The organism is Kribbella sp. CWNU-51 (genome assembly GCF_054073265.1).
In genome coordinates, this window is record NZ_JBSXMZ010000020.1 from 161,960 (window position 1) to 183,609 (window position 21,650).

At 67.6% G+C, this 21,650-nt stretch carries 26 protein-coding genes; 11 read left to right on the forward strand and 15 right to left on the reverse strand.

Going from position 1 to position 21,650, the window contains the following annotated elements:
• Positions 1-107 precede the first annotated feature (107 nt).
• From ACXC9Q_RS22575 to ACXC9Q_RS22585, 3 genes are all read left to right on the forward strand, one after another.
• Entirely contained in the window at positions 108-950 is an 843-nt protein-coding gene (locus ACXC9Q_RS22575) for an alpha/beta fold hydrolase (RefSeq protein ID WP_457058614.1), read from the forward strand.
• A gap of 56 nt (positions 951-1,006) precedes the next feature.
• Positions 1,007-1,534, forward strand: a complete 528-nt coding sequence (locus tag ACXC9Q_RS22580; protein ID WP_457058615.1) for a cupin domain-containing protein — start codon at positions 1,007-1,009, stop codon at positions 1,532-1,534.
• 82 nt (positions 1,535-1,616) lie between these two features.
• Positions 1,617-2,204, forward strand: a complete 588-nt coding sequence (locus ACXC9Q_RS22585; protein ID WP_457058616.1) for a TetR/AcrR family transcriptional regulator — start codon at positions 1,617-1,619, stop codon at positions 2,202-2,204.
• 336 nt (positions 2,205-2,540) lie between these two features.
• Here the strand turns inward: ACXC9Q_RS22585 and ACXC9Q_RS22590 are convergent, their stop codons facing one another.
• Positions 2,541-3,800 carry an MFS transporter gene (locus ACXC9Q_RS22590; protein ID WP_457058617.1) on the reverse strand — a complete coding sequence of 420 codons (1,260 nt, stop codon included), beginning with the start codon at positions 3,798-3,800 and terminating at the stop codon, positions 2,541-2,543.
• A gap of 132 nt (positions 3,801-3,932) precedes the next feature.
• Positions 3,933-4,832: a LysR family transcriptional regulator gene (locus ACXC9Q_RS22595; RefSeq protein ID WP_457058618.1), complete on the reverse strand. Its 900-nt coding sequence runs from the start codon at positions 4,830-4,832 to the stop codon at positions 3,933-3,935.
• Positions 4,833-4,966: 134 nt separating this feature from the next.
• Between ACXC9Q_RS22595 and ACXC9Q_RS22600 the strand changes: the two genes are divergently transcribed.
• Positions 4,967-6,688, forward strand: coding sequence for a CocE/NonD family hydrolase (locus ACXC9Q_RS22600; RefSeq protein ID WP_457058619.1), 1,722 nt, complete (start codon positions 4,967-4,969; stop codon positions 6,686-6,688).
• Positions 6,689-6,771: 83 nt separating this feature from the next.
• Here ACXC9Q_RS22600 and ACXC9Q_RS22605 read toward each other — a convergent pair whose 3' ends face one another.
• A complete protein-coding gene (locus ACXC9Q_RS22605) occupies positions 6,772-6,948 on the reverse strand; it encodes a hypothetical protein (protein ID WP_457058620.1) in 177 nt (58 codons plus the stop codon).
• 14 nt (positions 6,949-6,962) lie between these two features.
• Between ACXC9Q_RS22605 and ACXC9Q_RS22610 the strand changes: the two genes are divergently transcribed.
• From ACXC9Q_RS22610 to ACXC9Q_RS22625, 4 genes are all read left to right on the forward strand, one after another.
• Positions 6,963-7,145: a DUF2716 domain-containing protein gene (locus ACXC9Q_RS22610; RefSeq protein WP_457058621.1), complete on the forward strand. Its 183-nt coding sequence runs from the start codon at positions 6,963-6,965 to the stop codon at positions 7,143-7,145.
• A gap of 216 nt (positions 7,146-7,361) precedes the next feature.
• Positions 7,362-8,498 (forward strand): GAF domain-containing sensor histidine kinase, encoded by a 1,137-nt coding sequence (locus ACXC9Q_RS22615; protein ID WP_457058622.1) that lies wholly within the window; start codon positions 7,362-7,364, stop codon positions 8,496-8,498.
• Positions 8,499-8,536: 38 nt separating this feature from the next.
• The gene (locus ACXC9Q_RS22620; protein ID WP_457058623.1) at positions 8,537-8,680 is read left to right on the forward strand and encodes a hypothetical protein; all 144 of its coding nucleotides are present in this window, start codon (positions 8,537-8,539) and stop codon (positions 8,678-8,680) included.
• 158 nt (positions 8,681-8,838) lie between these two features.
• Positions 8,839-9,183, forward strand: coding sequence for a sensor histidine kinase (locus ACXC9Q_RS22625; RefSeq protein WP_457058624.1), 345 nt, complete (start codon positions 8,839-8,841; stop codon positions 9,181-9,183).
• An 85-nt stretch (positions 9,184-9,268) separates the two neighbouring features.
• Here the strand turns inward: ACXC9Q_RS22625 and ACXC9Q_RS22630 are convergent, their stop codons facing one another.
• The 8 genes from ACXC9Q_RS22630 to ACXC9Q_RS22665 all read right to left on the reverse strand — a co-directional run bounded on the left by ACXC9Q_RS22630 (position 9,269) and on the right by ACXC9Q_RS22665 (position 14,935).
• Positions 9,269-10,156, reverse strand: a complete 888-nt coding sequence (locus ACXC9Q_RS22630) for an aldo/keto reductase (RefSeq protein ID WP_457058625.1) — start codon at positions 10,154-10,156, stop codon at positions 9,269-9,271.
• Between the two features lie 107 nt (positions 10,157-10,263).
• Positions 10,264-10,395 (reverse strand): SDR family NAD(P)-dependent oxidoreductase, encoded by a 132-nt coding sequence (locus ACXC9Q_RS22635; RefSeq protein WP_457058626.1) that lies wholly within the window; start codon positions 10,393-10,395, stop codon positions 10,264-10,266.
• Between the two features lie 340 nt (positions 10,396-10,735).
• Complete coding sequence (locus ACXC9Q_RS22640) at positions 10,736-11,215, reverse strand: Rieske (2Fe-2S) protein (RefSeq protein ID WP_457058627.1); 480 nt, start codon at positions 11,213-11,215, stop codon at positions 10,736-10,738.
• A gap of 137 nt (positions 11,216-11,352) precedes the next feature.
• Positions 11,353-12,186 (reverse strand): alpha/beta fold hydrolase, encoded by an 834-nt coding sequence (locus ACXC9Q_RS22645; RefSeq protein ID WP_457058628.1) that lies wholly within the window; start codon positions 12,184-12,186, stop codon positions 11,353-11,355.
• Positions 12,187-12,279: 93 nt separating this feature from the next.
• Complete coding sequence (locus tag ACXC9Q_RS22650) at positions 12,280-12,408, reverse strand: hypothetical protein (protein WP_457058629.1); 129 nt, start codon at positions 12,406-12,408, stop codon at positions 12,280-12,282.
• A 27-nt stretch (positions 12,409-12,435) separates the two neighbouring features.
• Positions 12,436-12,993, reverse strand: a complete 558-nt coding sequence (locus ACXC9Q_RS22655; protein WP_457058630.1) for a sigma-70 family RNA polymerase sigma factor — start codon at positions 12,991-12,993, stop codon at positions 12,436-12,438.
• Positions 12,994-13,413: 420 nt separating this feature from the next.
• The gene (locus ACXC9Q_RS22660; RefSeq protein WP_457058631.1) at positions 13,414-13,860 is read right to left on the reverse strand and encodes a transposase; all 447 of its coding nucleotides are present in this window, start codon (positions 13,858-13,860) and stop codon (positions 13,414-13,416) included.
• A gap of 76 nt (positions 13,861-13,936) precedes the next feature.
• Positions 13,937-14,935 (reverse strand): SLAC1 family transporter, encoded by a 999-nt coding sequence (locus ACXC9Q_RS22665; protein WP_457058633.1) that lies wholly within the window; start codon positions 14,933-14,935, stop codon positions 13,937-13,939.
• Between the two features lie 285 nt (positions 14,936-15,220).
• Between ACXC9Q_RS22665 and ACXC9Q_RS22670 the strand changes: the two genes are divergently transcribed.
• Entirely contained in the window at positions 15,221-15,898 is a 678-nt protein-coding gene (locus tag ACXC9Q_RS22670) for a hypothetical protein (RefSeq protein ID WP_457058634.1), read from the forward strand.
• A 65-nt stretch (positions 15,899-15,963) separates the two neighbouring features.
• On the opposite strand, the gene ACXC9Q_RS22675 is transcribed toward ACXC9Q_RS22670, so the two are convergent.
• Both ACXC9Q_RS22675 and ACXC9Q_RS22680 read right to left on the reverse strand, forming a co-directional pair.
• A complete protein-coding gene (locus ACXC9Q_RS22675) occupies positions 15,964-16,269 on the reverse strand; it encodes a hypothetical protein (protein ID WP_457058635.1) in 306 nt (101 codons plus the stop codon).
• The gene (locus ACXC9Q_RS22680; RefSeq protein ID WP_457058636.1) at positions 16,266-16,676 is read right to left on the reverse strand and encodes a hypothetical protein; all 411 of its coding nucleotides are present in this window, start codon (positions 16,674-16,676) and stop codon (positions 16,266-16,268) included. Before ACXC9Q_RS22680 ends, ACXC9Q_RS22675 begins: the two co-directional genes overlap by 4 nt.
• A 177-nt stretch (positions 16,677-16,853) precedes the next feature.
• On the opposite strand from ACXC9Q_RS22680, the gene ACXC9Q_RS22685 reads away from it, so the two are divergent.
• A complete protein-coding gene (locus ACXC9Q_RS22685) occupies positions 16,854-19,607 on the forward strand; it encodes a helix-turn-helix transcriptional regulator (RefSeq protein ID WP_457058637.1) in 2,754 nt (917 codons plus the stop codon).
• A gap of 314 nt (positions 19,608-19,921) precedes the next feature.
• Complete coding sequence (locus ACXC9Q_RS22690) at positions 19,922-20,188, forward strand: VOC family protein (RefSeq protein WP_457058638.1); 267 nt, start codon at positions 19,922-19,924, stop codon at positions 20,186-20,188.
• Between the two features lie 68 nt (positions 20,189-20,256).
• Here the strand turns inward: ACXC9Q_RS22690 and ACXC9Q_RS22695 are convergent, their stop codons facing one another.
• Both ACXC9Q_RS22695 and ACXC9Q_RS22700 read right to left on the reverse strand, forming a co-directional pair.
• Positions 20,257-20,463, reverse strand: coding sequence for a hypothetical protein (locus ACXC9Q_RS22695; protein WP_457058639.1), 207 nt, complete (start codon positions 20,461-20,463; stop codon positions 20,257-20,259).
• A 138-nt stretch (positions 20,464-20,601) separates the two neighbouring features.
• Complete coding sequence (locus ACXC9Q_RS22700; protein ID WP_457058640.1) at positions 20,602-21,516, reverse strand: helix-turn-helix transcriptional regulator; 915 nt, start codon at positions 21,514-21,516, stop codon at positions 20,602-20,604.
• Between the last annotated feature and the right edge of the window lie 134 nt (positions 21,517-21,650).

The following is a 21,650-nucleotide window of genomic DNA, read 5'->3' on the forward strand; positions in this document are numbered from 1 at the left end:
GGTTGGTGTACGCCCCTCCATAGGATAGCGTTCGTTATATAGCGATCGTTATCCTACGGCGCTGGGTATGCCGCCCCGACGCGGCACAAGTCGGAGAGTGAAGAGCAATGACAGTGAGCTACAAGGACACGCCGACCATGACGGTGGATGTCGACGGAGTCCCCTTCGCGTATCGGCAGGTGGGCGCCGACGGCGGCGTCCCGCTGGTATTCCTGCACCACCTCACGGCCGGGCTGGACGACTGGGACCCCGCGGTGATCGATGGCATCGCCTCAGAGCGGCACGTGATCGCCTTCGACAACCGCGGCGTCGGCCGATCCGGAGGTACGACCCCCGACAACGTCGAGGCCATGGCCGACGATGCCGTGGCGTTCCTCGAGGCCCTCGGACTGGGCACCGTCGACCTGCTGGGCTTCTCCCTGGGCGGCATGGTCGCCCAGGTCGTCGCCCAAAAGCGTACGGACCTCGTCCGGCGCCTCGTTCTGGCCGGAACCGGCCCCGCCGGCGGCAAGGGAGGGGCGAACGCCGGCCCCTTGCTCCAGAGTGCTGTTCAGCAGGCGTCGGACCAGGGGAAGCACCCCAAGCACATCCTGTTCTTCTCGCCGACGCCGACCAGTCAGGCAGCCGCAGACGCCTTCCTCGGCCGCCTCGACGAGCGCACTCTGCAAGACCGGGACACGCCAGTAACGAACGAGTCAATCGGCGCCCAGGTCACGGCGCTCGCCAAGTGGGAGCAGGGCACCTCACCCGCCGGACTGGCGACCGTCGCGCAGCCCGTCCTGGTCGTGAACGGCGACGAGGACATCATGCTGCCGACGATCAATTCCTTCGAGCTGGCACAGCTTCTCCCGAATGCCCAGCTGAGCGTCTACCCCGATGCCGGACACGGCGGCATCTTCCAACACCACGCCCTTTTCGTGCAGCAAACCTTGGGATTCCTGCGCCACTGAACGCGTCCCCCGGGTACTGCAACCCGGCGACGCACCAACGGTTGATTGGATTCGAGATGACTTTTAGCGTGCCGGAAGGCAGCGCTGACCTGGAGTACGCGAAGAAGGGCGGACTGTACGTCCCGAACAAGGACGGGGCGACGACGTGGTTCAACGGAGACCTCTACGCCGTTATGCTCTCCGGTGAGCAGACCGGCGGGCAGATCGGTCTGATAGAGGCGATGGTGCCGCCGGGCGGCGGGCCGCCGCCGCACATCCACGAGCGGACCGACGAGACGTTCTACGTGGTCAACGGCGAGTTGGAGTTCCTGAGCGGTGACGAGACCTTCACCGCGTCGACCGGTGATGTGGTGTTTCTGCCGCGCGGCAATGTCCACCGCTTCCACAACCCGGGCATCCGCCCCGCAACGCTCGTGTTCATCTACACACCCGGTGGCGCGGAGGCAATGTTTGTGGAGGGCGGCGACGAGCCGCAGCCCGGCGTCCAGGTGCAGCCCTGGGGACCCGAGCGCATCGACGAGCGCATGCTCGGGTTGCTCTCGAAGCACGACACCGTTCTGCCGCCTCCACCTGGACGCCCGTGATCGACGTACTTGGCGTAGCGCTCGTTATATAGCGAGCGCTACGCTAAAGTCCGAGCGCCCGGAGACAGGAAGGAGACCGGGGATGAGGTACACGAAGGAGCACAGAGCGCAGGCCAAGGCCGCGATCGTGCAGGAGGCGGGTCGAACGCTCAAGGAGAACGGCTTCCACGGCGTCGGAGTCGACGGCCTGGCCGCGTCGGCCCAGGTCACCTCAGGGGCCCTCTACTCCAACTTCGCCAACAAGGAAGCCGTCCTCGAAGAGGTCGTGGCCACGCAACTGGGCATCGAATTCGCAGGCCTCGCCGACAAGGAGCCGGCCGAACGGCGACGCCTGCTCGGAGACGTTCTCCGCGTCTACCTCAGCGACCTGCACCGCGAGAACCCCGCAGACGGCTGTGTGATGCCGTCACTGAGCGCGGACGTGGCACGGGCGGGCGACTCGGTCCGCGAGACATACCGCCGCCGGATGGTCGATGTGATCGCGACCATCGCCCCCGCCATGCCCGGCGACGAGGAGGAACAGACGCAGCAGGCCTGGACCCTCGTCGCCTCGATCGTGGGCGCCATCACGATCGCGCGAGCCCTCCCGGCAGGCGACCAGGCCAAGGCGATACTCGACGCCGTCCTCACAACAGCCCTGCAGTCGATCCCGGACGAACGGCGAGAGTGATCCCTCGCAGCGGACGACTTCCTCGAACCGTTGGACGAACTCGTTGCCGAAGGCATCGCCGACGCGAACCGACTGGCCGTGGCCGGCTACAGCTACGGCGGCCGCGATGTCACCGATCAAACAGGTCGACCAGGTCCGGACGCCAACACTCGTCCTGCACGGCACCCACGACGTCCGCTGCCCGCTCGGCCGGTCCCGTCGACGGGCTGGGTGCAGCCCATAGGTAACGCTGGCCGGAACGGACCCTGCGTCAGCACTGCGAGAGGCAGCAGATGGAGTCGCACCCCGACGTCGAGGATCGGCCACATCTGCTGCCTCGTCACCAGCCGACCAGGTCTATCGGCTCTGCATCTCCGGTCGGCCGGACGCGGCGACGGCGGCCGATCGTCGAGCGATGACGATGGCGATGAATGCGCCGACCGACAGCACACTGGCGAAACCGATCATCGACGGCCGGAGCGCGACATGCTGGATGACCAGGCTGAACGCGATCGACGGCAGCCCCATGCCGACGTACGCGATGATGAAGAACATGGCGAGCACGCCGGCCCGCGAAGCCGGTACGGCGGCGATCGCGGCCTGAGTCACACCGCTCTTGATGAGGAGCCCCGCGCCACCGCCGGCAAGAGCCGCAGACGTGAGCGCCAGCCAGAGCGTCGGCTGGTAGAGCGACACCGCGGTCAACGCCAGCCCGATCGGGAACAGCAGCCCGCCGATCATGAGCACCGTCGAATGGGCGAGCCTACCGAGCGCGAGCTGCGCGACGGCTGACGCGGCGAAGGCGGCGAACGGCGCAAGGCCGGCGACGAAATATGACGTGATGCCCAACTCGCTGCGCACGATGATGACGCCGAGCGACGAGAACAACCCCATCACCGCGAACGCGAAGAACCCGACGGCTGCTGCTGCCCCGAAGGCTGTGTGCTGACCTGGACGCAGCGCAAAGCGCACCGGCCGGTCCTGATCCGCCGCCGCGGTGTCGATGGTCTCGGGGCTGGCCATCACGAGCACGAGAAGCCCCGCCATCAACGCTCCGAAGATGATGTACGGCGTACGCAAGGGCGACGGCACCCACTGGGCCAGTACTCCCGCTGCCAGCGGGCCGAGTGCGAGACCACCGAGATTGACAGCGGTCGCGACCAGTGCGGGAACAGGTGATCCGTCCCGCTCGGGCCGCGCCTCGTGGTACAGATCCGCGAGATAGGCGGTCGCTGTCGACGCGATCAGACCGATCGCCACACCAGTCAGCACCCGGCCGACGATCAGGCCAGGCAGGTCAGGCCAGAAGGCCAGGACCGCATCGGCAGCAATCGCGACCAGCAGTCCAGGGACGATCACCCGGCGGCGGCCGAGCCGATCGGACAGGTGGCCGAGCAGCCGGAAACTGGAGCCGGTGCCGACGACCAGCACCGCAAAGGCGATCGTCACCGTCGTCGCGCCGAAGTGATCCCGGACCTGGTAGATCGGCCACAGTGGGGTGGGGACGGTACCGAACGCCATCAACGTCAGGAACGCGGCAGCCACGAACCAGAAACCGGCCAGATGTCGCCCAGCGCTGGCAACCTCAACACGGGACGAACGTGTAGCTGTACTCATTTCCAAAACCTCTCGCAAGCGAATGGTGCTTCCACTCGATGAGAACCGCCTGCTCGCGAAGGCCGATACCAGACTTATTGGGCTTGGATGAGATGGCTTCCATCTCTCCTGGAGATCCCGAGGCCGGAGCCCTCAGCCGGCGCCGTGCCGCGCCAGCATGCCGGCCGCGAACGCGGCGGCCGCAGGACTGGTCTCGGCGCGCGGCGGCAGGATCAGGTAGAGGTGGCGATCCATCTGGGCGCCGTCCACTCGGAGGTGACGCAGCAGGCTGTCGGGATCGGTCAGGACCTTGTACTGCAGTCCCACCGGGGTGAATCCGATACCGGCGCCGGCGGCAATCATCTCCAGCAGGACCTCCCAGTCGCCGACCTCCGCGACGATCCGCCGGGTAAGTCCGGCCCCGGCGAACAGGGCATCGCACAGCAGCCGCGCGGTCCAGCCCGGGGGTACGTCGACGAAGCGCTCGCCCGCGAGGTCGGCGACCGTCACATGGTCACGGCGGACGAGTTCGTGATCACTGCGACAGGTCAGCGCGAGCGGCTCGCTGGCCAGCGAGGTAAGGCGCAACCGGCCGCGTTGCTCCAGAGCCGGTCCGATGGCGCAGTCGAGCTCGCCGTTCTCCACCATGTCGAGCATGGCCTGCGCGGCGGTGCCGCGCATCCGGACGTCGACGCCGGGGTGGTCGCGCAGGAACGCGCCGAGGTAGCCCGCGAACGGTACGAGGTACTGCGCCGAGAGGGCGATGCCGAGGCGGAGCCGGCCTACGAGCACGTCCCGGGTCTCCTGCACCGCGCGGCGAGCGGTTTCTGCGGCGCGCAACGCCTCGCGGGCCGGCGCCAACAGAGCCTCTCCGGTGGCGGTGAGCCGCACCGGCCGGGTGCCGCGGACGTAGAGCTCGGTGCCCAGCTCGCGTTCCAGGGCCTGCAGGGAGTTCGACAGTCCGGATTGCACGATCAGCTCGCGACGGGCCGCGGCGGTCACGCTGCGCTCCTCCGCGAGTGCGATGAAATGGCGTAGCTGGCGCAGCTCCATGCCCGAACCTCCATCTGCTGAGCGGATCGAGAGTATCTGAGGCCGCCGCCGCGGTACCCCTGTCGGGGCTTCTCCGGCCGCGGTTCATTGGTAGTGGCACCCAGCACTGCCGACACCTACGTAAGGAGAACCTGATGCGTATCGAGTGGGATGTGCCGATCACCATGGACGACGGCGTGGTCCTGCGGGCCGATATCTTCCGGCCCGACACGGACGGCCGTTATCCGGTCATCATGACCCACGGGCCGTATGCGAAAGGACTGTCGTTCCAGCAGGCGTTCAGGTTCGCGTGGTCGAACCTGGAGGCCGAGCATCCCGACGCGCTCGACGGCTCGTCCAACCGCTACCAGAACTGGGAGACCGTCGATCCCGAGAAATGGGTCCCCGACGGGTACGTCGTCATCCGTGTCGACGCCCGGGGCTCCGGACGATCCCCCGGGTATGTCGACATCTTCTCGCCGCGCGAGGCCCGCGACTATTACACCTGCATCGAGTGGGCCGGGGTGCAGCAGTGGAGCAACGGCAAGGTCGGCCTGCTCGGGATCTCGTACTACGCCGTCAATCAATGGCAGGTTGCCGCCCTTCAACCGCCGCACCTCGCAGCGATCTGTCCATGGGAGGGTGCGACCGACTACTACCGGGAGTTCACCCACCACGGCGGTATTCCCAGCGACTTCCTCAGCCAGTGGTTTCCGCCGCAGGTAGAGGCGATGCAGCACGGCGTCGGCGACCGCGGCGCACGCAATCCAGTCACAGGAGTGCCGGTGGCCGGCCCGGAAACGCTCGATCCGGACGTGCTCGAGAAGAGCCGGGCGGACGTGGTCGCCGATATGCTTGCCCGCCCGATTCTGGACGACTACTACTGGGACCGATCGGCCGATCTCACCCGGATCACCGTGCCCACTCTGTCCGCCACGAACTGGGGCCACCACCTACATACCCGCGGCGGGTTCGAGGGCTACAACACGATCCCGGCCGGCCAGAAGTGGCTCGAGGTCCACGGGCAGCAGCACTGGGTCGAGTTCTACACCGACTACGGCCTGCGGCTGCAGAAACGGTTCTTCGGCCACTTCCTCAAGGACGAGGACACCGGCTGGCGCGACCAGCCACCGGTGTACCTCAATCTACGCAGGGTGGACGGCACGTTCGCGCAGCGCGCCGAGAACGAGTGGCCACTGGCCCGAACCACCTGGACAACATTCCACCTCGACGTCGACCGCCGGCAACTGGACACCACGCCGCCGCGGTCCGCGACAAGCGTCGACTTCGCTGCACTCAGCGACGGAATCACGTTGTGGACGGACCCGTTGAGCGTGGAAACCGAGATCACCGGGCCTGCCTCCGCGCACCTGACCGTTGCCTCCAGCACCACAGACGCCGACCTGTTCCTCGTACTGCGGGTGCAGGACCCGAACGGACGGGACGTCACCTTCCCCGGTGCAATGGATCCCGAGGGCGCCATCGCGTTCGGCTGGCTACGCGCCTCGCTTCGCTCGACCGACCCAGCGCTCAGCACGCCGTACCGGCCTTGGCACACCTACACCGAGTCGCAGCCGCTCAGGCCTGGCGAGCCGGTCGGCGTCGACATCGAGATCTGGCCCACCTCGGTGATCATCCCAGCCGGATACCGGCTCGGCGTCACACTGTGCGGCCGCGACTTCGCGTTCGCCGGCGAAGGTCCGTGGCCGGAAGCGTACGGCGTTCGTATGCGCGGCAACGGCATCTTCGTCCACACCGACGAACGCGCCCGTCCACACACGGTCTTCGGCGGCACCACCACACTCTTCACCGGCGGGCAGCGCAGGTCCTCGCTGCTACTACCGATCATCCCGGCGACCGCCCGCAGCGCTGGATGACCGTCGCGCCGCACTCGCCGGTGTCCGTAGCTCCGCTCAGCGGGCACCGGCGAGCGAGTGCGGCTCGCATGTCAGCGCCTGGCTCAGCGAATGCTGGCCATAACCGACAGCCAGGAAAGCGACCCGGCTCGTTGCGCAGGCACCAGATCGTGCAACGGTTCGCGGTGATTTACGGTCGTCTCCAGCACCTCGACAGCCGCCTCGGCATGTCTCACCAGGTCGACGTTGCGTCGCCGTACCTGATCGTTGCCTGCGTTCATCGGCGTTCCTTCCGTTGCAGTCCTGGAAGACAGCTTCTCAACCGCAGTTCATCCTTGGCAGGCAGCGGTGGGGAACCTTCGGCCATCCTTGGCAACGCGCACTGTCGATCTGGGGTGACGAGCTCATCGAATCGCTCGGGACCGACCTACTGACCTGGCTGCCGCGCCACCTTGCGCGCGCTTGTGGGAGTCGGTGATGCCTGCTGAACTGTGCTTGTGAGAGGCCGGGACAGGTCGGCGAACAGCAGGCGAACCGCGTTGGGCCGGGCACGACGGCGGTACGCTGCCGGTTCCCGCCGACTTGCCGCGGATGTCGCCGCGACGCGTGCGGGAGCCGGCGGTGGCGGCGCTTTTGCGTGCGGCGCGCGGTCGGGAGGGGATGGCGAGAGCGGTTGAGCGGTGAGCAGTTGCGCGTGCTGGCCGAGGAGCAGGCGGCGTTGCGGCGGGTCGCGACGCTGGTGGCGCGCGGGGTGCCGCCGGAGGAGTTGTTCGCGGCCGTTGTCGAGGAGGCCGGTAACCTGTTTTCGGTCGAATACGTGGCCATGGGCCGCTATGAGCCCGACGGCACGTTGACCATCGTGGCCGGCTCGGGCCGGGTAGCCGACGGCTTCCCCGTTGGCAGCCGGTGGGCCCTTGGCGGGAAGAACCTCGCCACGCTCGTTTTCGAGACCGGCCGTCCGGCCCGGCTCCACCTTCCCGATGCCTCCGGCTCGATTGGTGCAGCCCGGCCGGAGGGAATCGGCTCAGGCGTCGGGGCGCCGGTCATCGTCGAGGGGCGCCTCTGGGGTCTGCTGATCGCGGGCGGGACGTCGAAGCAGCCGCTGCCGGCGGACATCGAGGCGCGCCTGGCCAACTTCACCGAGCTGATGGCGACCGCGATCGCGAACGCGCAGAGCCGCGCCGAGCTGATGGCCTCGCGGGCGCGGATCGTCGCGACCGCCGATCAGACGCGTAAGCGGATCGAGCGCGATCTGCACGACGGCATCCAACAGCAGCTCGTCTCGCTCGGTCTGGAGCTGCGCGCGGCGCAGGCGACAGTGCCCCCGCAGCTCGACGAGCTCGAAGGTGCGCTAGCGCGCGTCGCCGACGGGCTCAGCAGCGTGTTCGACGAGTTGCGCGAGATCTCCCACGGCATTCACCCCGCGATCCTGTCCGAAGGCGGGCTGAAGCCGGCACTCCTAGCGCTACGGCGCCGTTCGGCGGTACCGGTCGAGCTCGACCTGCACACCGAGCGACGGCTGGCAGAGCCAGTCGAGGTCGCCGCGTACTACGTGGTCTCAGAAGCGTTGACCAACGCCGCCAAACACGCGCACGCATCCGTCGTGCAGGTCGAAGTCGACACCCAGGACGCGACCTTGCAACTGGCGATCCGCGACGACGGCATCGGCGGAGTCGACCTCGACCAGGGGTCCGGACTGCTCGGGCTCAGCGATCGAATCGAAGCGCTTGGCGGCACTCTGCAGGTCACCAGCCCCGCCGGCTACGGGACCACGGTGCTGGTCAAGATCCCACTCGAAGGCCCGGCCGGCATTGTGTCGCCCGAGCCGTAGCGCCGGTTCCATCACCCACCACGCAACGCAGCTCGACGATGGTGCCTCGCTCCGCGCGGGGCTGCTCCGGCCTGGCAGTGACGCCGTTCGCGATCGGGGTCGCGGTCTCCGTGGCGATCGCCCGACGCCTGGTCGTCGTCCAGGGGAGCCTGTGGGGCGTGATGAGCGCCTTGTCCCTGTGACCCGAGCCGCTGCCGCCGAAAACCCGAGTCTCGCGTCGGGGAGTTCACGCAGCTGGTTGCGACGGCCATCTCGAACCTCGAGGCGCGCTCGGACCTCGCCGCCTCGCGGGCGCCACCCCGCCGTCCTGTCGGAGGGCGGTCTCGGCCCCGCACTCAAGATGCTCGCCCGACGCTCGGCCGTCCCCACCACGCTGGATGTGAGTGTCGACGGGCGGCTGGCGGAGCGCGTCGAGGTGGCGGCGTACTACGTCGTCTCGGAGGCGCTCGCGAATGTGGCCAAACACGCCCTCGCATCGGTTGCGACGGTCCATGTCGAGGCCCGCCACGGCATCCTCGACCTGAGAATTCAAGACGACGGCGTCGGCGGAGCCGAGCCGGCCCGAAGCTCGGGTCTGATCGGACTCAAGGATCGCACAGAGGCGCTCGGCGAAACGATCGCGATCGCGAGCCCGCACGGCGAGGGAACGTCGCGGCACGTCGAGCTCCCCGCCGAGGTCGCCTGACCGCGCCGCCCCTGGCCACTCGGGAGGCACGTGTGGAACCGCGATGCTGTGGTCGACAGGGACATGGAACGGCCTCCCTTCAAGCTCAGGATTGCTCGGAGGCCAGTGCGGTGATCGCGGCGACCTCCTCGTCGGCAAGCTGGATGCGCGCGGCGGCCAGGTTCTCCTTCAAGTGTTGCAGGCTCGTCGTGCCAGGAATCGGCAGCGCATTGGGTGTGCGGTGAAGTTGCCAGGCAAGGGCGATCTGCTGTGGGGTGGCGTCGTACTTCGCCGCGATCGGGTCGATGACGGCGTGGAATGGCGCGCCGTCATCGCCGCCGGGGACCGCGCCAGGATGCCAGGGCGAGAACACAATGCCCTTGTCCTCTGCGACCGCGCGCACCGCCGCACCGAGGCGGACGGCGACGTTGTAGTGCACCGTGACCGCGGCGATGTCCGCGATCGCCAGAGCCGAAAGGAGCTGATCGGCGCTGACGTTGGACAGGCCGATATGGCGGATCAGTCCGTCTTGCTTCATCCCGGCCAACGTCTCGACTGCCTGCTCAAAAGGGGCATCGGTGAACGCAGGCGTGTGCAGGTAGTAGAGGTCGATCCGGTCGACGCCAAGGCGCCGCATGCTCATGTATGCGGCCTGACGCAGATACCACTTGTTACCCGTCGCGCCCATGTCGCTGTATTCGGGGCCGCCGCGGAGGAAGCCGCCCTTCGATGCGATGACGAGGTTGTCCGGGTAGGGGTGCAGTGCCTCCTTGATGAGCTCTTCATTGGAGTGCGGCCCGTACACGTCGGCGGTGTCGATGAAGGTTACGCCCTCAGCGACGACCTCGCGTAGCAGTGCTATGCCCTTGTCGTGGTCGGGGTACTCGCCCCAGACCTTCGGGCCGGTGAGCTGCATCGCGCCGTAGCCGATGTTCGCGACGGTGAGGTCACCGCCGATGGTGACGGCGCCGGCGATGTTCTTGTCTGTGCTCATGATTCCTTCTTGGAGGTTCGAATGGGTTCAGCGCGCGGTGTAGCCGCCGTCGACGGCGAGTGCGACGCCGGTGACGTAGCTCGACCTCTCGGTGACCATTTCCGCGATCAGGGCGTGCTCGCCAGGCCAGGGCACACCGCGTTGACGCGCACGTTACGGTCGGCGTAGTCGAGTGCAGCGCTCTTGGTCAGGCCGATTTCCGCGTGCTTGGAGGACACGTAGCCGGAGTAGCCCTGCACGCCGGTCAGACCAGCGCCGGACGAGATGTTGACGATCGGTAGTCCATCAGCGGATGCGCGTCGTTGCCTCCGTCGACGCCGGCGCTGTTGACGGCCTAGTCGAGTCGGCCGTCCCCGGCTGCGAACGCGACCGCGCGCTTGATCGCCTCCTCATCACAGCACCACGGCAAGGTGGATCACGAGCACGTGCAAAGGAAGGTCACCGAAGCGGCCGAACATTGACGCCTCCAACGGGTGCAGAGTCTGGGTATCGGGTGGCCGAACAGGCTGCTGTTCGCCGGCGACGCCGGGCGGGTCACCGGACAGGCCTGGCCAGTGGGGGCGGGCGGTTCGGCACGGCTCAGCTCGCGGGGCCTGTGATCTGGCCGCCCTGCACGGTGATGTCGGCGGCCGGCAGCGGCCTGCTCGCCGGGCCGTTGGCCACCGAGCCGTCCGCGATCTTGAACTTGCTGCCGTGGCAGGCGCAGTTGATCGTGCCGTCGGCGACGTCCGCGACGATGCACCCCTGGTGCGTGCAGACCGCCGAGAAGCCCTTGAACTGGCCCGAGGTCGGCTGTGTCACGACCACCTTGGCGTCGCCGAACACCTTGCCGCCGCCGACCGGGATCTCCGAGGTCGCCGCCAGCCCGGCGCCGGCGGCCTGTGCACCGCCCGCGGGTGCGCTGGCGGTGGTGCTACCGCCCGCGTCGCCGCCGCCGGTGCACGCGGCGATGACCGGAATAGCCGCTCCCGCAAGCCCGATCACGGCCGCGCCGCGCAGTACGGTCCGGCGGTCGCGGAGGGTCTGCTCGGGTGTCGAAGGCTTGGGCTGGGTGCTCACCGAATCAGTCCTTCCCAGGCAAGGCGAGATAGCCGAACGCTCTGGTACTGCGGTGGTCTACCGGTCGTAGAGGTGGTCGTGGTCATCGTTGCTCCTGTCTGTTCGCGGTACAGGTCGCTGCACCGCGTGGTCGGTGGCTACTTGGCCAGGAAGTCGAGCAGTGCGGTGTTGACCTCGTCCGGGTGTGTCCAGGCGATGTTGTGCGGGCCGCCTTCGACGGTGACGAAGGTGAGGTCCTTGATCAGTCCCGGCAGGCGTGCGGCGGTCGCCTCGTACGGGAGGATCCGGTCAGCGTCGCCGTGGACGAGCAGCGTCGGGACGTCGATCTTCGGCAGGTCGTCGCGGAAGTCGGTGAGCCAGGTGTCGACGCAGGCGTAGGCGGCGTACGGCGACGCGCCGATGGCCACGGCGAAGCTGTTCTGCCACGCCTGCTCGCTGATCTTGGTGCCGCCGAGCACGTCGACGTTGTAGAAGTTGTCGAGGAAGTCCTTGAAGTAGGCCGGCCGGTCGGCCAGCACCGCCGCCTTGATGCCGTCGAAGACCGCCTGGTCGACGCCCGCGAGGTTATCGTCGGTCTTCAGCAGATACGGCGGGATCGCGCCCATCAGCACGGCCTTGGCGACCCGCGCGGACCCGTAGGTACCGAGGTAGCGGGTGACCTCACCGCTGCCCATCGAGAACCCCACCAGCACGGCGTCGGTGAGGTCGAGGTGGCTCAGCAGCTTGTCCAGGTCGGCGGCGAAGGTGTCGTAGTCGTAGCCGACGGTGGGCTGGCTGGACTTGCCGAACCCGCGCCGGTCGTAGGTGATGACCCGGTACCCCGCCACGAGGAGAGCCCGCTCCTGCTTCTCCCACGACGCCCCGTTGAGCGGGTAGCCGTGGATCAGCACCACCGGCTGCCCCGAACCGTGGTCCTCGTAATGAAGTTCGATCGCCGCGCTGTTCTCCTGCCCGACGGTGATTCCAGCCATAGCTCTTTCCTTTCAATAGTGGAGAACGGTCGTTCCCCGAGGTGACTTTCTACTGCGCGAAAGATCGTTCTCCGTCCCTCGCCGAACCGCCCCTCACGATCCGGTCCAGCGCTCGATGAAGTCGTCCACATCCGTCACGCGGCTCTTCAGCAGGTAGCCGATCCGCTGACCGGTCGCCAGCAGCTCCATCGCGTGCTGGACCTCGGCGGGCGCCGACGGCACCCTCCGCTGCGTCTGAACGAGCCATAATCAGGTAGCCAGATACTGGCCGTCGGCAGCCGGCTGCATCCGCTCCCTGAGGGTCCGTCGGCCCCGATGGAGCCGTGACGTCACGGTTCCGCGGGGAATGCCGACGATCTCGGCGATCTCCAGGTAGCTGAAGCCGTCGACGTCGTACAGCAGAAGCACCCGCCGGTACCGCTCGGGCAGCGACGAGAGCGCCTCCACCAGGCGTTCGTCTGCGATCGAGTCGATCACGGTGGCTTCGACGGACGGCTCGACGTGGCCCTGGGCAACGTCGAGGTGCCACGAGTCGTGGGGAACGGTCATCGGTTCGTGCTGGCGCTTCCGGTAGCTGTTGATGAACGTGTTCCGCAAGATCCGGTACAGCCAGCCGGTCAGATTCGTGCCGCGCTCGAAGCGCGCGAAGCCGCGGTATGCGCGCAGGTATGTCTCCTGCAGCAGATCGTCCGCATCGGCGTGATTCCTGGTCAGCCGCAGGGCCGCGACCCGCAGGCGAGGCAGCAGCGGAACCGCCTCGGCTTCGAAGCGGTCCCTCAGGTCCTCGGTTTGGCACAGGGATCTCACGTCACGAGCATCGCTCTCCTGGCGGGTCGTGTCGTCCAGGTGGGCGCCAATCCCATCAGCCCGCTGACCGGAAGCCGATGTGCCTGCTACCAGGTACATCGGCGCAGGCCTTCTCAGGGGATCCACGCCTGGCGGCCGGGTCCATGACGGTGCGTTCGGCGAAGCGCTCCAAGCAGGCGTCTACACGACTGGAGCGCCTTGCTTCGCGGCTGAAGGAGCAGGGACGGAGCAAGGACGGAGCAAGCACGATCGAACGGCCGGGTACGACGAACTGGACGACGGTCCCAGCCTGCTCTGAAAGCCCTGCACACCACGCAGAAATCCCTTACAGGCCAGGCTATTTCAGCTCAGCGGACGTCTTCCCTAGCAGCCTGCGGGCGACGATGAGTTGCTGGATCTGTTGGGTTCCCTCGAAGATGTCTAGGATCTTGGCGTGGTTTGGACGCCGCCGGCCTCCGTCGGTGCGAATGTGTCTATGACCTGCGCGTTCATCAACCATCGATGATCAGCTCGACCGCGTGACCTTCGGCTCTCATTGCGTCGATGAAACCCATGATCAGCGGTTGCGGGGTCGAGCTCCCCGACGAACAAGACCGTCGCAGCCTTGAGGATCGCGTTGTCCTCCTCCAGTCGCCGAACCTTGGCCTTCAGGGCCTTGATCTCGGCCAGTCCCTCACTCATGGAGCGCCGCCGCTGCCCCCCGTCGACCTGGGCCTGCAGCACCCACCGCCGCACCGTCTCATTGCTGACCCCGACCTGCTTGGCCACCGCAGCCGACGCGGCCGTCAGCGACGAGTACTCCGCCAGATGGTCATTGACCAGTCGCCCAGCACGAGACCGGACCTCAGGATCGATCTTCTTCGGCATAGTGCACATCCTTCCAACTCAGAAAGATGCGGCATCAAACCCGGGGCGCTCCACGGTGTCGGAAGGCTGGGGCTGCCTAGCCGGTACGTCGAGTGGTGCCCCTGAGCGGGGAGCGTTCCGCGGCGGGCCTGTTGCCCATGCGGTCCGCAATGGAGGCTGCAGTAAGCGCGAGGACGAATGCGGTTGTCACCCCGACCAGCGTCCAGGACCAGGCTCGCCAGAAGGGGGACTGCTCGGCGTGGACCCACAGCATGACGAAGTTGGCGGAGGCTGCCACGGGGAAGGTGAAGGCCCAGAAGCTCAGCGTGAACGACAGGTGCCGGTACTCGCTGAAGAACAAGACCTGGACCAGCACCATCATGAGCAGGATGCCGAGCAGTGTGGCGGCGACGGTGTCGATCTGCCCGTTGGTGAGGATGAGCCAGGCGATGCCGGCGACCGCCGGCGGAGACAACAGAACGGACAGCGACGGTTTGATGGCATCGGGCAGCGGGGCGCCAGTGAACAGGCGATGGAAAATCAGTGTGCCGATGCTGAGCCAGAAGAACACACCGACGCCGAACGCGCCCTGCGCGACCCGGTGCCAGCCGCTGGCACTGAGCCCGATGCTGGCGATGAACGCGCCGGCAACGGTCGGCAGGAAGTAGCCGGGGTGGAAGGTCGCGATCAGCAGATTGCCCAGGAGCCAATGGGCCAGCAGTTGCGCGACGATGACTATGAGGGCAACCATGAAGACGGCGACCGCGGTACGCCCTGCAACGCGGGCGTATTGCTCGTAGTGGGCGGCGAGCATAATCCCGATGATCGGTATGTACGCCGCGAACGGGCCGTAGATCGCGTGCGTGCGGTCGGCGGTGAAGGTGCCCGGCCGGCGTAGACCGCCGACGAAGTAGGTCGCGGTCAGCGCGGCCCACAGTGCCACGCTGATGCCGAACAGCAGTTCCGCCGGCCACGCCGGGGCCGACAGCGCGGCGTGCGCTGTTTGCCATACGCCGCCGACGCCCGCCAGACCGAGTGGTACCGCGAACAGGGCCAGCAGGTTGGCGCTTGCCGCGTGGGGTGTTGACCTGGTCATCAGCGTGCCTCGGTTCGATGTCGGGAGGTTGGTCGCGGCTACGGGAGCGCCACGCCAATACCGTCCTGCAGGGTTCGCTGCTGTCGCGCCCTGGGATCCACTGGTCATTCCCGGGTCTCTGTGTGACTCCGCGTACGCCCGCGTCAAGGCCCGGGGATTCACGGGCGCGGCCGGACGGCCTCCTGCGCGACCGTGAGCCGGTGCTAACGGGTGCGAGGGCCCTCGTCCCGAGACCAGCACACCAGCCGTGCGTCGGTGCGGCTGCGGTTCACGAAAGGAACTGCCATGTCCTTGAAGCGCAAGGTGCTGACTGCCGCGGCGGCGCTGACCACGATCGGCGGCCTAACCACGGCGGGGACGGTCTTCGCGAGCGCCGCCACCCCGCAGTGCGGCGCAGCGTGTATCTCCATCTTCAGCAAGAAGCTCGGAACGCCGGCCCAACCCAACTTTGTCGAGGACATCCTGGGCGGAGTTGCCCGAGTCGGCACGCCGGTGATCCTCAAGGAGGTCCATGGCTCTGACGCTTCGGAAGACATCATTCCGCACGGGGGAACGGTCGCCGATTTCTACGCGGCAGGCATGGTGTCCGCCGCGGCGAATCAGCACTACGGCAGCCTCCGGGCCGTGCAGCAAGAATATGCACCGCTCGGAGTCCCGAGTGGTCTGTGCGTGGGCGTGGCGAGAGTTGCGTACCAGAACGAGGGCCTCACCCTGCAGCCGTGCAGCGTCCCCGGTACGACGGTCTGGATCCTCGCTCCCGACCTCTCGCCGGCGCCGGGGTTCTTCCCCATCATCAACGCCTCGACGACCGACTTCCGGCACCCGTTCGCGATGGACCTCCCGCCCGGCGGAAGCGCAGGCCACAACCACCTACTGCAGATCCACACGCGCCGCCTCCAGTTCCGTGGCGGCACGCTGCCGGACAGCCAACTGTGGAGCGCCCACTTCGGCGAACTGAAGTAGGAAACGCAGTATCGAGTGGGTCGCGCCGTCCCCGATCCGAGGTGGCGCGACCCTTTGGCGGGGTCTTACGACTCTTCGGCGAGGAAGAACTCGGCGTTGGGGGTACCCGCGACGACCACGCCGAGTGGCTCGCCTTGGACCGACGCGGCGTAATCCTCGAGGAAGCCGACCTCGCCGTAGTCACCGGCGTACTTGAAGTCCTGGAACTCGTACAGCTCGCGAGCCTTCACCACGATCGCCCGAACGGCCTCCGGGCCGCGCGCAGTCCCGTTCATCGCGCCACCCTCCAGGGTGACGTCGTCGGCCAGCTTGTCCAGCCACCATGGGTAGTAGTAGCCGGTGCCCTGATGCGTGTTTCCTCCGGAGCTCATGTCGCACCTCCCTCCGCAACCGGCAACGCACCATCGGCCAGGAAGTGCTTGGCCAGCGGGGTACCGGCGAACTCCTCGTACATCAGGCGGGAGAAACGCAGCATCGTGTTGCGTGGCCGGTGGTTCACCACGACCTTCTGGGCCTCGCCGGCGGCGTTGCGGGTCACCGTGACGACAACGTAGAGGGGTTCGCCGCGGACCTGGGTCGTGTACTCCTCGAGGAAGCCGTTGTCGCCGTAGTCGCCGGTGAAGCTGAAGTCCTGGAACTCGTAGAGACCGCGAGCGGCCGTCACCACCGAACGAACGGCTTCAGGGCCCTGAATAGGCCCGCCGTCGATGAACGCACCCTGCCCCGTGACGTCGTCGGCCAGCTTGTCCAGCCACCACGGATAGTAGTCAAGAGTCATGCCGTGCCTCCCTCGGAATCCGGCCATGGGCCGGATGCTCGGTTTGTGTCCCGAGCGTCGCGCGGCGCGCGGGCGGGTCGCGCCGGTGACAACCCTGGGTGCACACCCTGGTCCGCGACCGACGCCCATTGGAGCCTTGTGATGTGCAAACTCCATCGGCGGGCGATGATGCCTGCTATGACGAGCCGCGGTGCTGTGACGGCGTTGCTCGGTCGGCGCAGCGAGTGCGAGAAACTCGATCGGCTTCTCGCCGATGTCCGGGGCGGTGACAGCCGCGCACTGGTGGTGCGCGGAGTGCCCGGCGTAGGGAAGACCTCCCTGCTGGAGTACCTGACTCAGCGGGCCACGGGCTGCCGGGTGGTGCAGGTCGCGGGTGTCGAGTCCGAGATGGAACTTCCGTACGCCGGTCTGCAGCAACTGTGTGCCCCGTTCCTCGATGGGATGGACGGCATCCCAGCCCCGCAACGTGACGCCTTGGGTGGCGCCTTCGGCCTGACCGCAGGTCCGCCACCGGATCGGTTCCTGGTCGGGCTCGGGGCGCTCTACCTCTTCGCCGAGGCGAGCGAGCGTCAGCCGCTGGTGTGCGTGATCGACGACGCCCAATGGCTGGATCGAATCTCCCTGCAGACGATCGTCTTCCTCGCACGCCGCCTGATGGCGGAGCGGATCGCTGTGGTGATCGCAGTGCGCGTGCCGAGCGAGGTCCCCGAGTTGGCACAGCTGCCGGAGTTGACGGTGGACGGGCTGGGTGATGCCGAGTCCCGAGCGCTGCTGGCGACAGTGATGCCGGGACGGCTGGACAGTCGGGTCCGTGATCGGCTCGTCGCCGAGACCCGCGGCAACCCGCTGGCGATCCTCGCACTGCCGCGTGCCTGGACCATCGCCGAACTCGCCGACGGGATCGGGTTGCCGGGCGCGATGCCGATGACGGGCCGGATCGAGAACTCGTTCTTCCGGCGGCTGGTGCCGTTGCCGCCGGACAGCCGTCAACTGCTGCTCGCTGCGGCCGCAGAGCCGCTGGGCGACCCAGCCCTGCTCTGGCAGGCGGCCGGCCTGCTGGGGATCGACGCCGCGGCCGCTGTTGCAGCGGAGGCGTCGGGGTTGGTCGAGTTCGGCGTGCGGACCAGGTTCCAGCATCCACTGGTCCGATCGGCCGTCTACCGAGCTGCCTCGCCGGAGGAACGCCAGGCCGTCCACCGCGCCTTGGCCTATGCAACTGACGTGAACACCGACCCGGACCGTCGTGCCTGGCATCTTGCGTCGGCGGCGCGCGGTCCGGACGAAGAGGTAGCCGCCGAGCTCGAGCGGTCGGCTGGTCGCGCGCAGGCCCGAGGTGGGTTCAGTGCCGCAGCGGCGTTCCTACGGCGCTCGGTCGAGCTGACCCAAGAGCCGGTGCGGCGCACCGAACGTTCGCTGGCCGCGGCACAAGCAAGTCTCGCGGCCGGGGCCTTTGACCTGACCCGCGATCTACTGAGGATGGCACAGGCGGGGATGCTCGAGCCGTTCCAAAGTGCCCGGATCGATCTATTGCGGGCCCACGTCGCCTTCGCGTCGGGTCTCACCAACGACGCAGGGCCGCTGCTGCTGACGGCCGCCGGTCGGGTCGAGTCGTTCGACCCGGACCTCGCTCGCGAGACCTACCTCGCCGCGTGGGGCGCGGCGGCGCTGATGGGGTCATCCGGACTAGGCGTCCTGCTGGACATCTCCCGCGCCATCCAAGCCCTCCCCCCGCCGCCGGCCGCGCCGCGTCCCCTCGACCTCCTGCTCGACGGCCTCGCTCTACTGATCACCGACGGGCACACCGCCGCAGCTGCACCTTTGCAAGCCGCAGCGAAAGTGCTCGTCACGCTGCCGGTCGAGGACGTCCTGCGGTGGGGCTGGATGGCTCCGGCTGCCTGCGCTGCCACTTGGGACTTCGAGGGCATGCACGCGGTGGCCACTCGGCAGGTCCAGCTCGTCCGCGATGCCGGCGCGCTGTCTGAGCTGCAGTTTCACATCGCTCAGGTGGGCCTGGCGCTCTCCTGGATGGGGGACTTCGCGGGTACCGCCGCGAACATCGCGGAGACCGACAGCACTGCGGCGGCAACCGGGATCCCGATCGCTCCCTATTCCCTGCTGAGGCTCCGGGCCCTGCAAGGGCGAGAAGACGCGGCGACTGCAGCCATCGTGAGCGCGGACGAGCAGGCGTCGGCGGGAGGGCCAGGGCTGGCGGCGGACTGGGCGCAGTGGGCGGCGGCGGTCCTGTACAACGGGCTCGCCCGCTACGAGGATGCGGCTTCGGCGGCGCGACAGGCCAGCTCGGACAGCGTCGTTCCGTTCTACACGATGTGGACGCTGCCTGAGCTCGTCGAGGCAGCCGCTCGCTCGGGAGACTCCGAGCTCGCCCGCGACGCGCTCGAGCGGCTGACGACGGGTACTCGCCCCTACGGCAACGATGCAGCCCTCGGCATCGAGGCCCGCTGCCAGGCGCTGCTCAACACCGGCGAGACCGCCGAAGCGCTCTACCGCGACGCGATCCAACGGCTTGGCCGCACCCGGCTCCGTCCGGAGCTCGCCCGTGCGTACCTGTTGTACGGCGAGTGGCTACGCCGGGAGAGTCGGCGCGTCGACGCCCGTGACCAACTGCGCACGGCGTACGACATGTTCACCACGATCGGAATGGAAGCGTTCGCCGAACGGACCCGACGCGAGCTGACCGCCACCGGCGAGACGGTCCGCAAGCGAACAGCCGAGGTCCCGACCGCACTCACTCCACAGGAGACTCAGATCGCCCAACTCGCCCGCGACGGCTACTCCAACCCGGAGATCGCTACCCGGCTCTACATCAGCCCCCGCACCGTCGAATGGCACCTGCGCAAGGTCTTCACCAAGCTCAACATCCGCTCACGACAGCAGCTCCACGGCGCAGCGCTGGACAACACGACGGCGTAACCAGCCGACAGTTCACACCAGGGCTCAAGTCCAGGGAGTGCCCTGGTGCGACCAACTCCTCAACAGGTGAGCTTGGGAATCGCCGCAACCGTAGGCGGCCAGTCGCCACAACAAGGAGTCAGAACCATGGACGTAAACCTCGAGGTCGTGAGCATCCCCGTCTCCGACGTCGACAAGGCACTGGAGTTCTACCACGAACGCGTCTCGGCTGGCGGCTCGACGCCGACATCAAGAACGGCGACGTATTCCGCGTCGTCCAGATCACCCCGACCGGCGCGGGCCACACCTCGATCGCCTTCGGCAAAGGCATTCCGATGGCCACCCCGGGCTCGATGCGGCACCTGGAGCTGGTGACCTCCGACATCGTGGCCACCCGCGAAGAGCTCGTCGAACGAGGCATCGACGTGACCGAGGTCTACCACGGTCCCGGCAGCCCGTTCCTCCCGCAGAGTCGCATCCCGGGTCCCGACCCCGGCCGCACCAGCTACGCGTCCTACGCCTCCTTCGAAGACCCCGACGGAAACGGCTGGACCCTACAAGAGATCACCACCCGCCTCCCCGGCCGAGAACCGACGCGCTGATCCCCAGGAAGCACACGAGTCCGTGGCCCGCGATGAACGGGGGTGCCAAGGATCAGGCGAAGTAGGTGTCACCCATCCGCGATCCCGGCGATGGTCGCGGGCCCCGAGAGCAGGTACGGCGATGCCGGGCGTCGTCTGCCCGTGGACAGGTGCACCATACTCATCGAGTCCTCGACGGTGATGGACTGCGGTCCGCCGGCTTGCCGGTCGAGTTCGGGCCGGCCCAGGCAGGGCAGGATGACTGCCTTCCGGCCATGCCGCTGAGGCGGGCTCATTCTACGTGACCCCGATCACATCACCGGCCGGGGTGAAGGGGTCTCGCGCGACAGTACGCCCGAGTAGTCGCCGGCTGTCGCGAAGTCCCGCGGCGGAGGAACGAGTCCTTCTTGACACATAGGGCGGGCCATGAGCGGTCACGCTGTGCCGTCCATGTCGGTGGCGTGTGCCGACTCGCCAGTGTTGTGGTCTCGCTCTGAGGGATCAGGCTCCATCGGGGTGGCGCTCCAGCTGGAGAGCAGCGCGAGCTTCTCCTCCGAGGGGGAGCCCTTGTCGGCGGTGTAGACGATCACGGTCTGTCCGTGGTCACCGGGCAGTGGAAGGGCCTCGTAGTTGAGCTGCATCTCGCCGACGGCCTCGTGGAAGAACCGTTTGCTGCCGTGGGTGTGCTCGAAGAGCCGGTAGTCGGCCCAGAACCTGGCGAACTCCGGGGAGGACACGCTCAGCTCGCCGACCAGCTGGACGAGCCGGTCGTTGCAGACACCGGCGACCGCCGCAGCCCGCAGTATCGCGACCATCTCAGCAGCGATGTCCGCCCAGTCGAGATAGACCTGCTTCGCTCGTGGGTCGAGGAACATCCAGCGCGCCATGTTGCGCTCCCGGATCGGCATGCCGTCGAAATCGTCGAGGAGCGCCTTGGCCGCGTGGTTGATGCCGAGCACCTCGAGATGGGGGCCGTGGATGACCGCCGGCACCGGGTCGAGCGCGTTGATCATCGCGAGTGCCGCGGGCCGTGCCTTGACCGTCGGCGCGGGGTGGGGCGTGTGGACGCTCTCGGAGCTCAGCAGGGACCGCAGGTGCTGGCGCTCAAGCTCGTCCAGACGCAGCGCGGCCTCGATCGAGGCCAGTACCTGCTCGGAGATGTTGCCGACCCGGCCCTGCTCGAGCTTCGCGTAGTAGTCGACACTGACCCCGGCCAGGATGGCGACCTCTTCGCGCCGCAGTCCCTTGACTCGACGATGCGAGTGCGAGGGCGGCAGGCCAACTTCCTCCGGGGTCAGTGACGCCCGCCTGGAGGTGAGAAAGTCGCGCAACTCGCGACTACCGTGCATGTCCCTGATTATGCCGTGGGTCGACCGCTGGACTGCGGGCGAAGGTGGCTCGCTGAGTACCAGGATGAGCCGTACCAGGCATCGCCTTCTGTCGGCGGTCTGACGCGGCTCCAATCGAGGTATCGACCGGTCGC

Excerpts from the sequence above, each read along its gene's own strand:
- ACXC9Q_RS22605 (WP_457058620.1), bottom strand. The coding sequence starts at position 6,948 with ATGAACGCAGGCAACGATCAGGTACGGCGACGCAACGTCGACCTGGTG.
- ACXC9Q_RS22690 (WP_457058638.1), top strand. The coding sequence starts at position 19,922 with ATGGCCACCCCGGGCTCGATGCGGCACCTGGAGCTGGTGACCTCCGAC.
- ACXC9Q_RS22660 (WP_457058631.1), bottom strand. The coding sequence starts at position 13,860 with ATGCCGAAGAAGATCGATCCTGAGGTCCGGTCTCGTGCTGGGCGACTG.
- ACXC9Q_RS22585 (WP_457058616.1), top strand. The coding sequence starts at position 1,617 with ATGAGGTACACGAAGGAGCACAGAGCGCAGGCCAAGGCCGCGATCGTG.
- ACXC9Q_RS22685 (WP_457058637.1), top strand. The coding sequence starts at position 16,854 with ATGACGAGCCGCGGTGCTGTGACGGCGTTGCTCGGTCGGCGCAGCGAG.
- ACXC9Q_RS22695 (WP_457058639.1), bottom strand. The coding sequence starts at position 20,463 with ATGAGCCCGCCTCAGCGGCATGGCCGGAAGGCAGTCATCCTGCCCTGC.
- ACXC9Q_RS22590 (WP_457058617.1), bottom strand. The coding sequence starts at position 3,800 with ATGAGTACAGCTACACGTTCGTCCCGTGTTGAGGTTGCCAGCGCTGGG.
- ACXC9Q_RS22680 (WP_457058636.1), bottom strand. The coding sequence starts at position 16,676 with ATGACTCTTGACTACTATCCGTGGTGGCTGGACAAGCTGGCCGACGAC.
- ACXC9Q_RS22595 (WP_457058618.1), bottom strand. The coding sequence starts at position 4,832 with ATGGAGCTGCGCCAGCTACGCCATTTCATCGCACTCGCGGAGGAGCGC.
- ACXC9Q_RS22670 (WP_457058634.1), top strand. The coding sequence starts at position 15,221 with ATGTCCTTGAAGCGCAAGGTGCTGACTGCCGCGGCGGCGCTGACCACG.
- ACXC9Q_RS22645 (WP_457058628.1), bottom strand. The coding sequence starts at position 12,186 with ATGGCTGGAATCACCGTCGGGCAGGAGAACAGCGCGGCGATCGAACTT.
- ACXC9Q_RS22665 (WP_457058633.1), bottom strand. The coding sequence starts at position 14,935 with ATGACCAGGTCAACACCCCACGCGGCAAGCGCCAACCTGCTGGCCCTG.
- ACXC9Q_RS22630 (WP_457058625.1), bottom strand. The coding sequence starts at position 10,156 with ATGAGCACAGACAAGAACATCGCCGGCGCCGTCACCATCGGCGGTGAC.
- ACXC9Q_RS22700 (WP_457058640.1), bottom strand. The coding sequence starts at position 21,516 with ATGCACGGTAGTCGCGAGTTGCGCGACTTTCTCACCTCCAGGCGGGCG.
- ACXC9Q_RS22625 (WP_457058624.1), top strand. The coding sequence starts at position 8,839 with ATGCTCGCCCGACGCTCGGCCGTCCCCACCACGCTGGATGTGAGTGTC.
- ACXC9Q_RS22580 (WP_457058615.1), top strand. The coding sequence starts at position 1,007 with ATGACTTTTAGCGTGCCGGAAGGCAGCGCTGACCTGGAGTACGCGAAG.
- ACXC9Q_RS22575 (WP_457058614.1), top strand. The coding sequence starts at position 108 with ATGACAGTGAGCTACAAGGACACGCCGACCATGACGGTGGATGTCGAC.
- ACXC9Q_RS22620 (WP_457058623.1), top strand. The coding sequence starts at position 8,537 with ATGGTGCCTCGCTCCGCGCGGGGCTGCTCCGGCCTGGCAGTGACGCCG.
- ACXC9Q_RS22675 (WP_457058635.1), bottom strand. The coding sequence starts at position 16,269 with ATGAGCTCCGGAGGAAACACGCATCAGGGCACCGGCTACTACTACCCA.
- ACXC9Q_RS22600 (WP_457058619.1), top strand. The coding sequence starts at position 4,967 with ATGCGTATCGAGTGGGATGTGCCGATCACCATGGACGACGGCGTGGTC.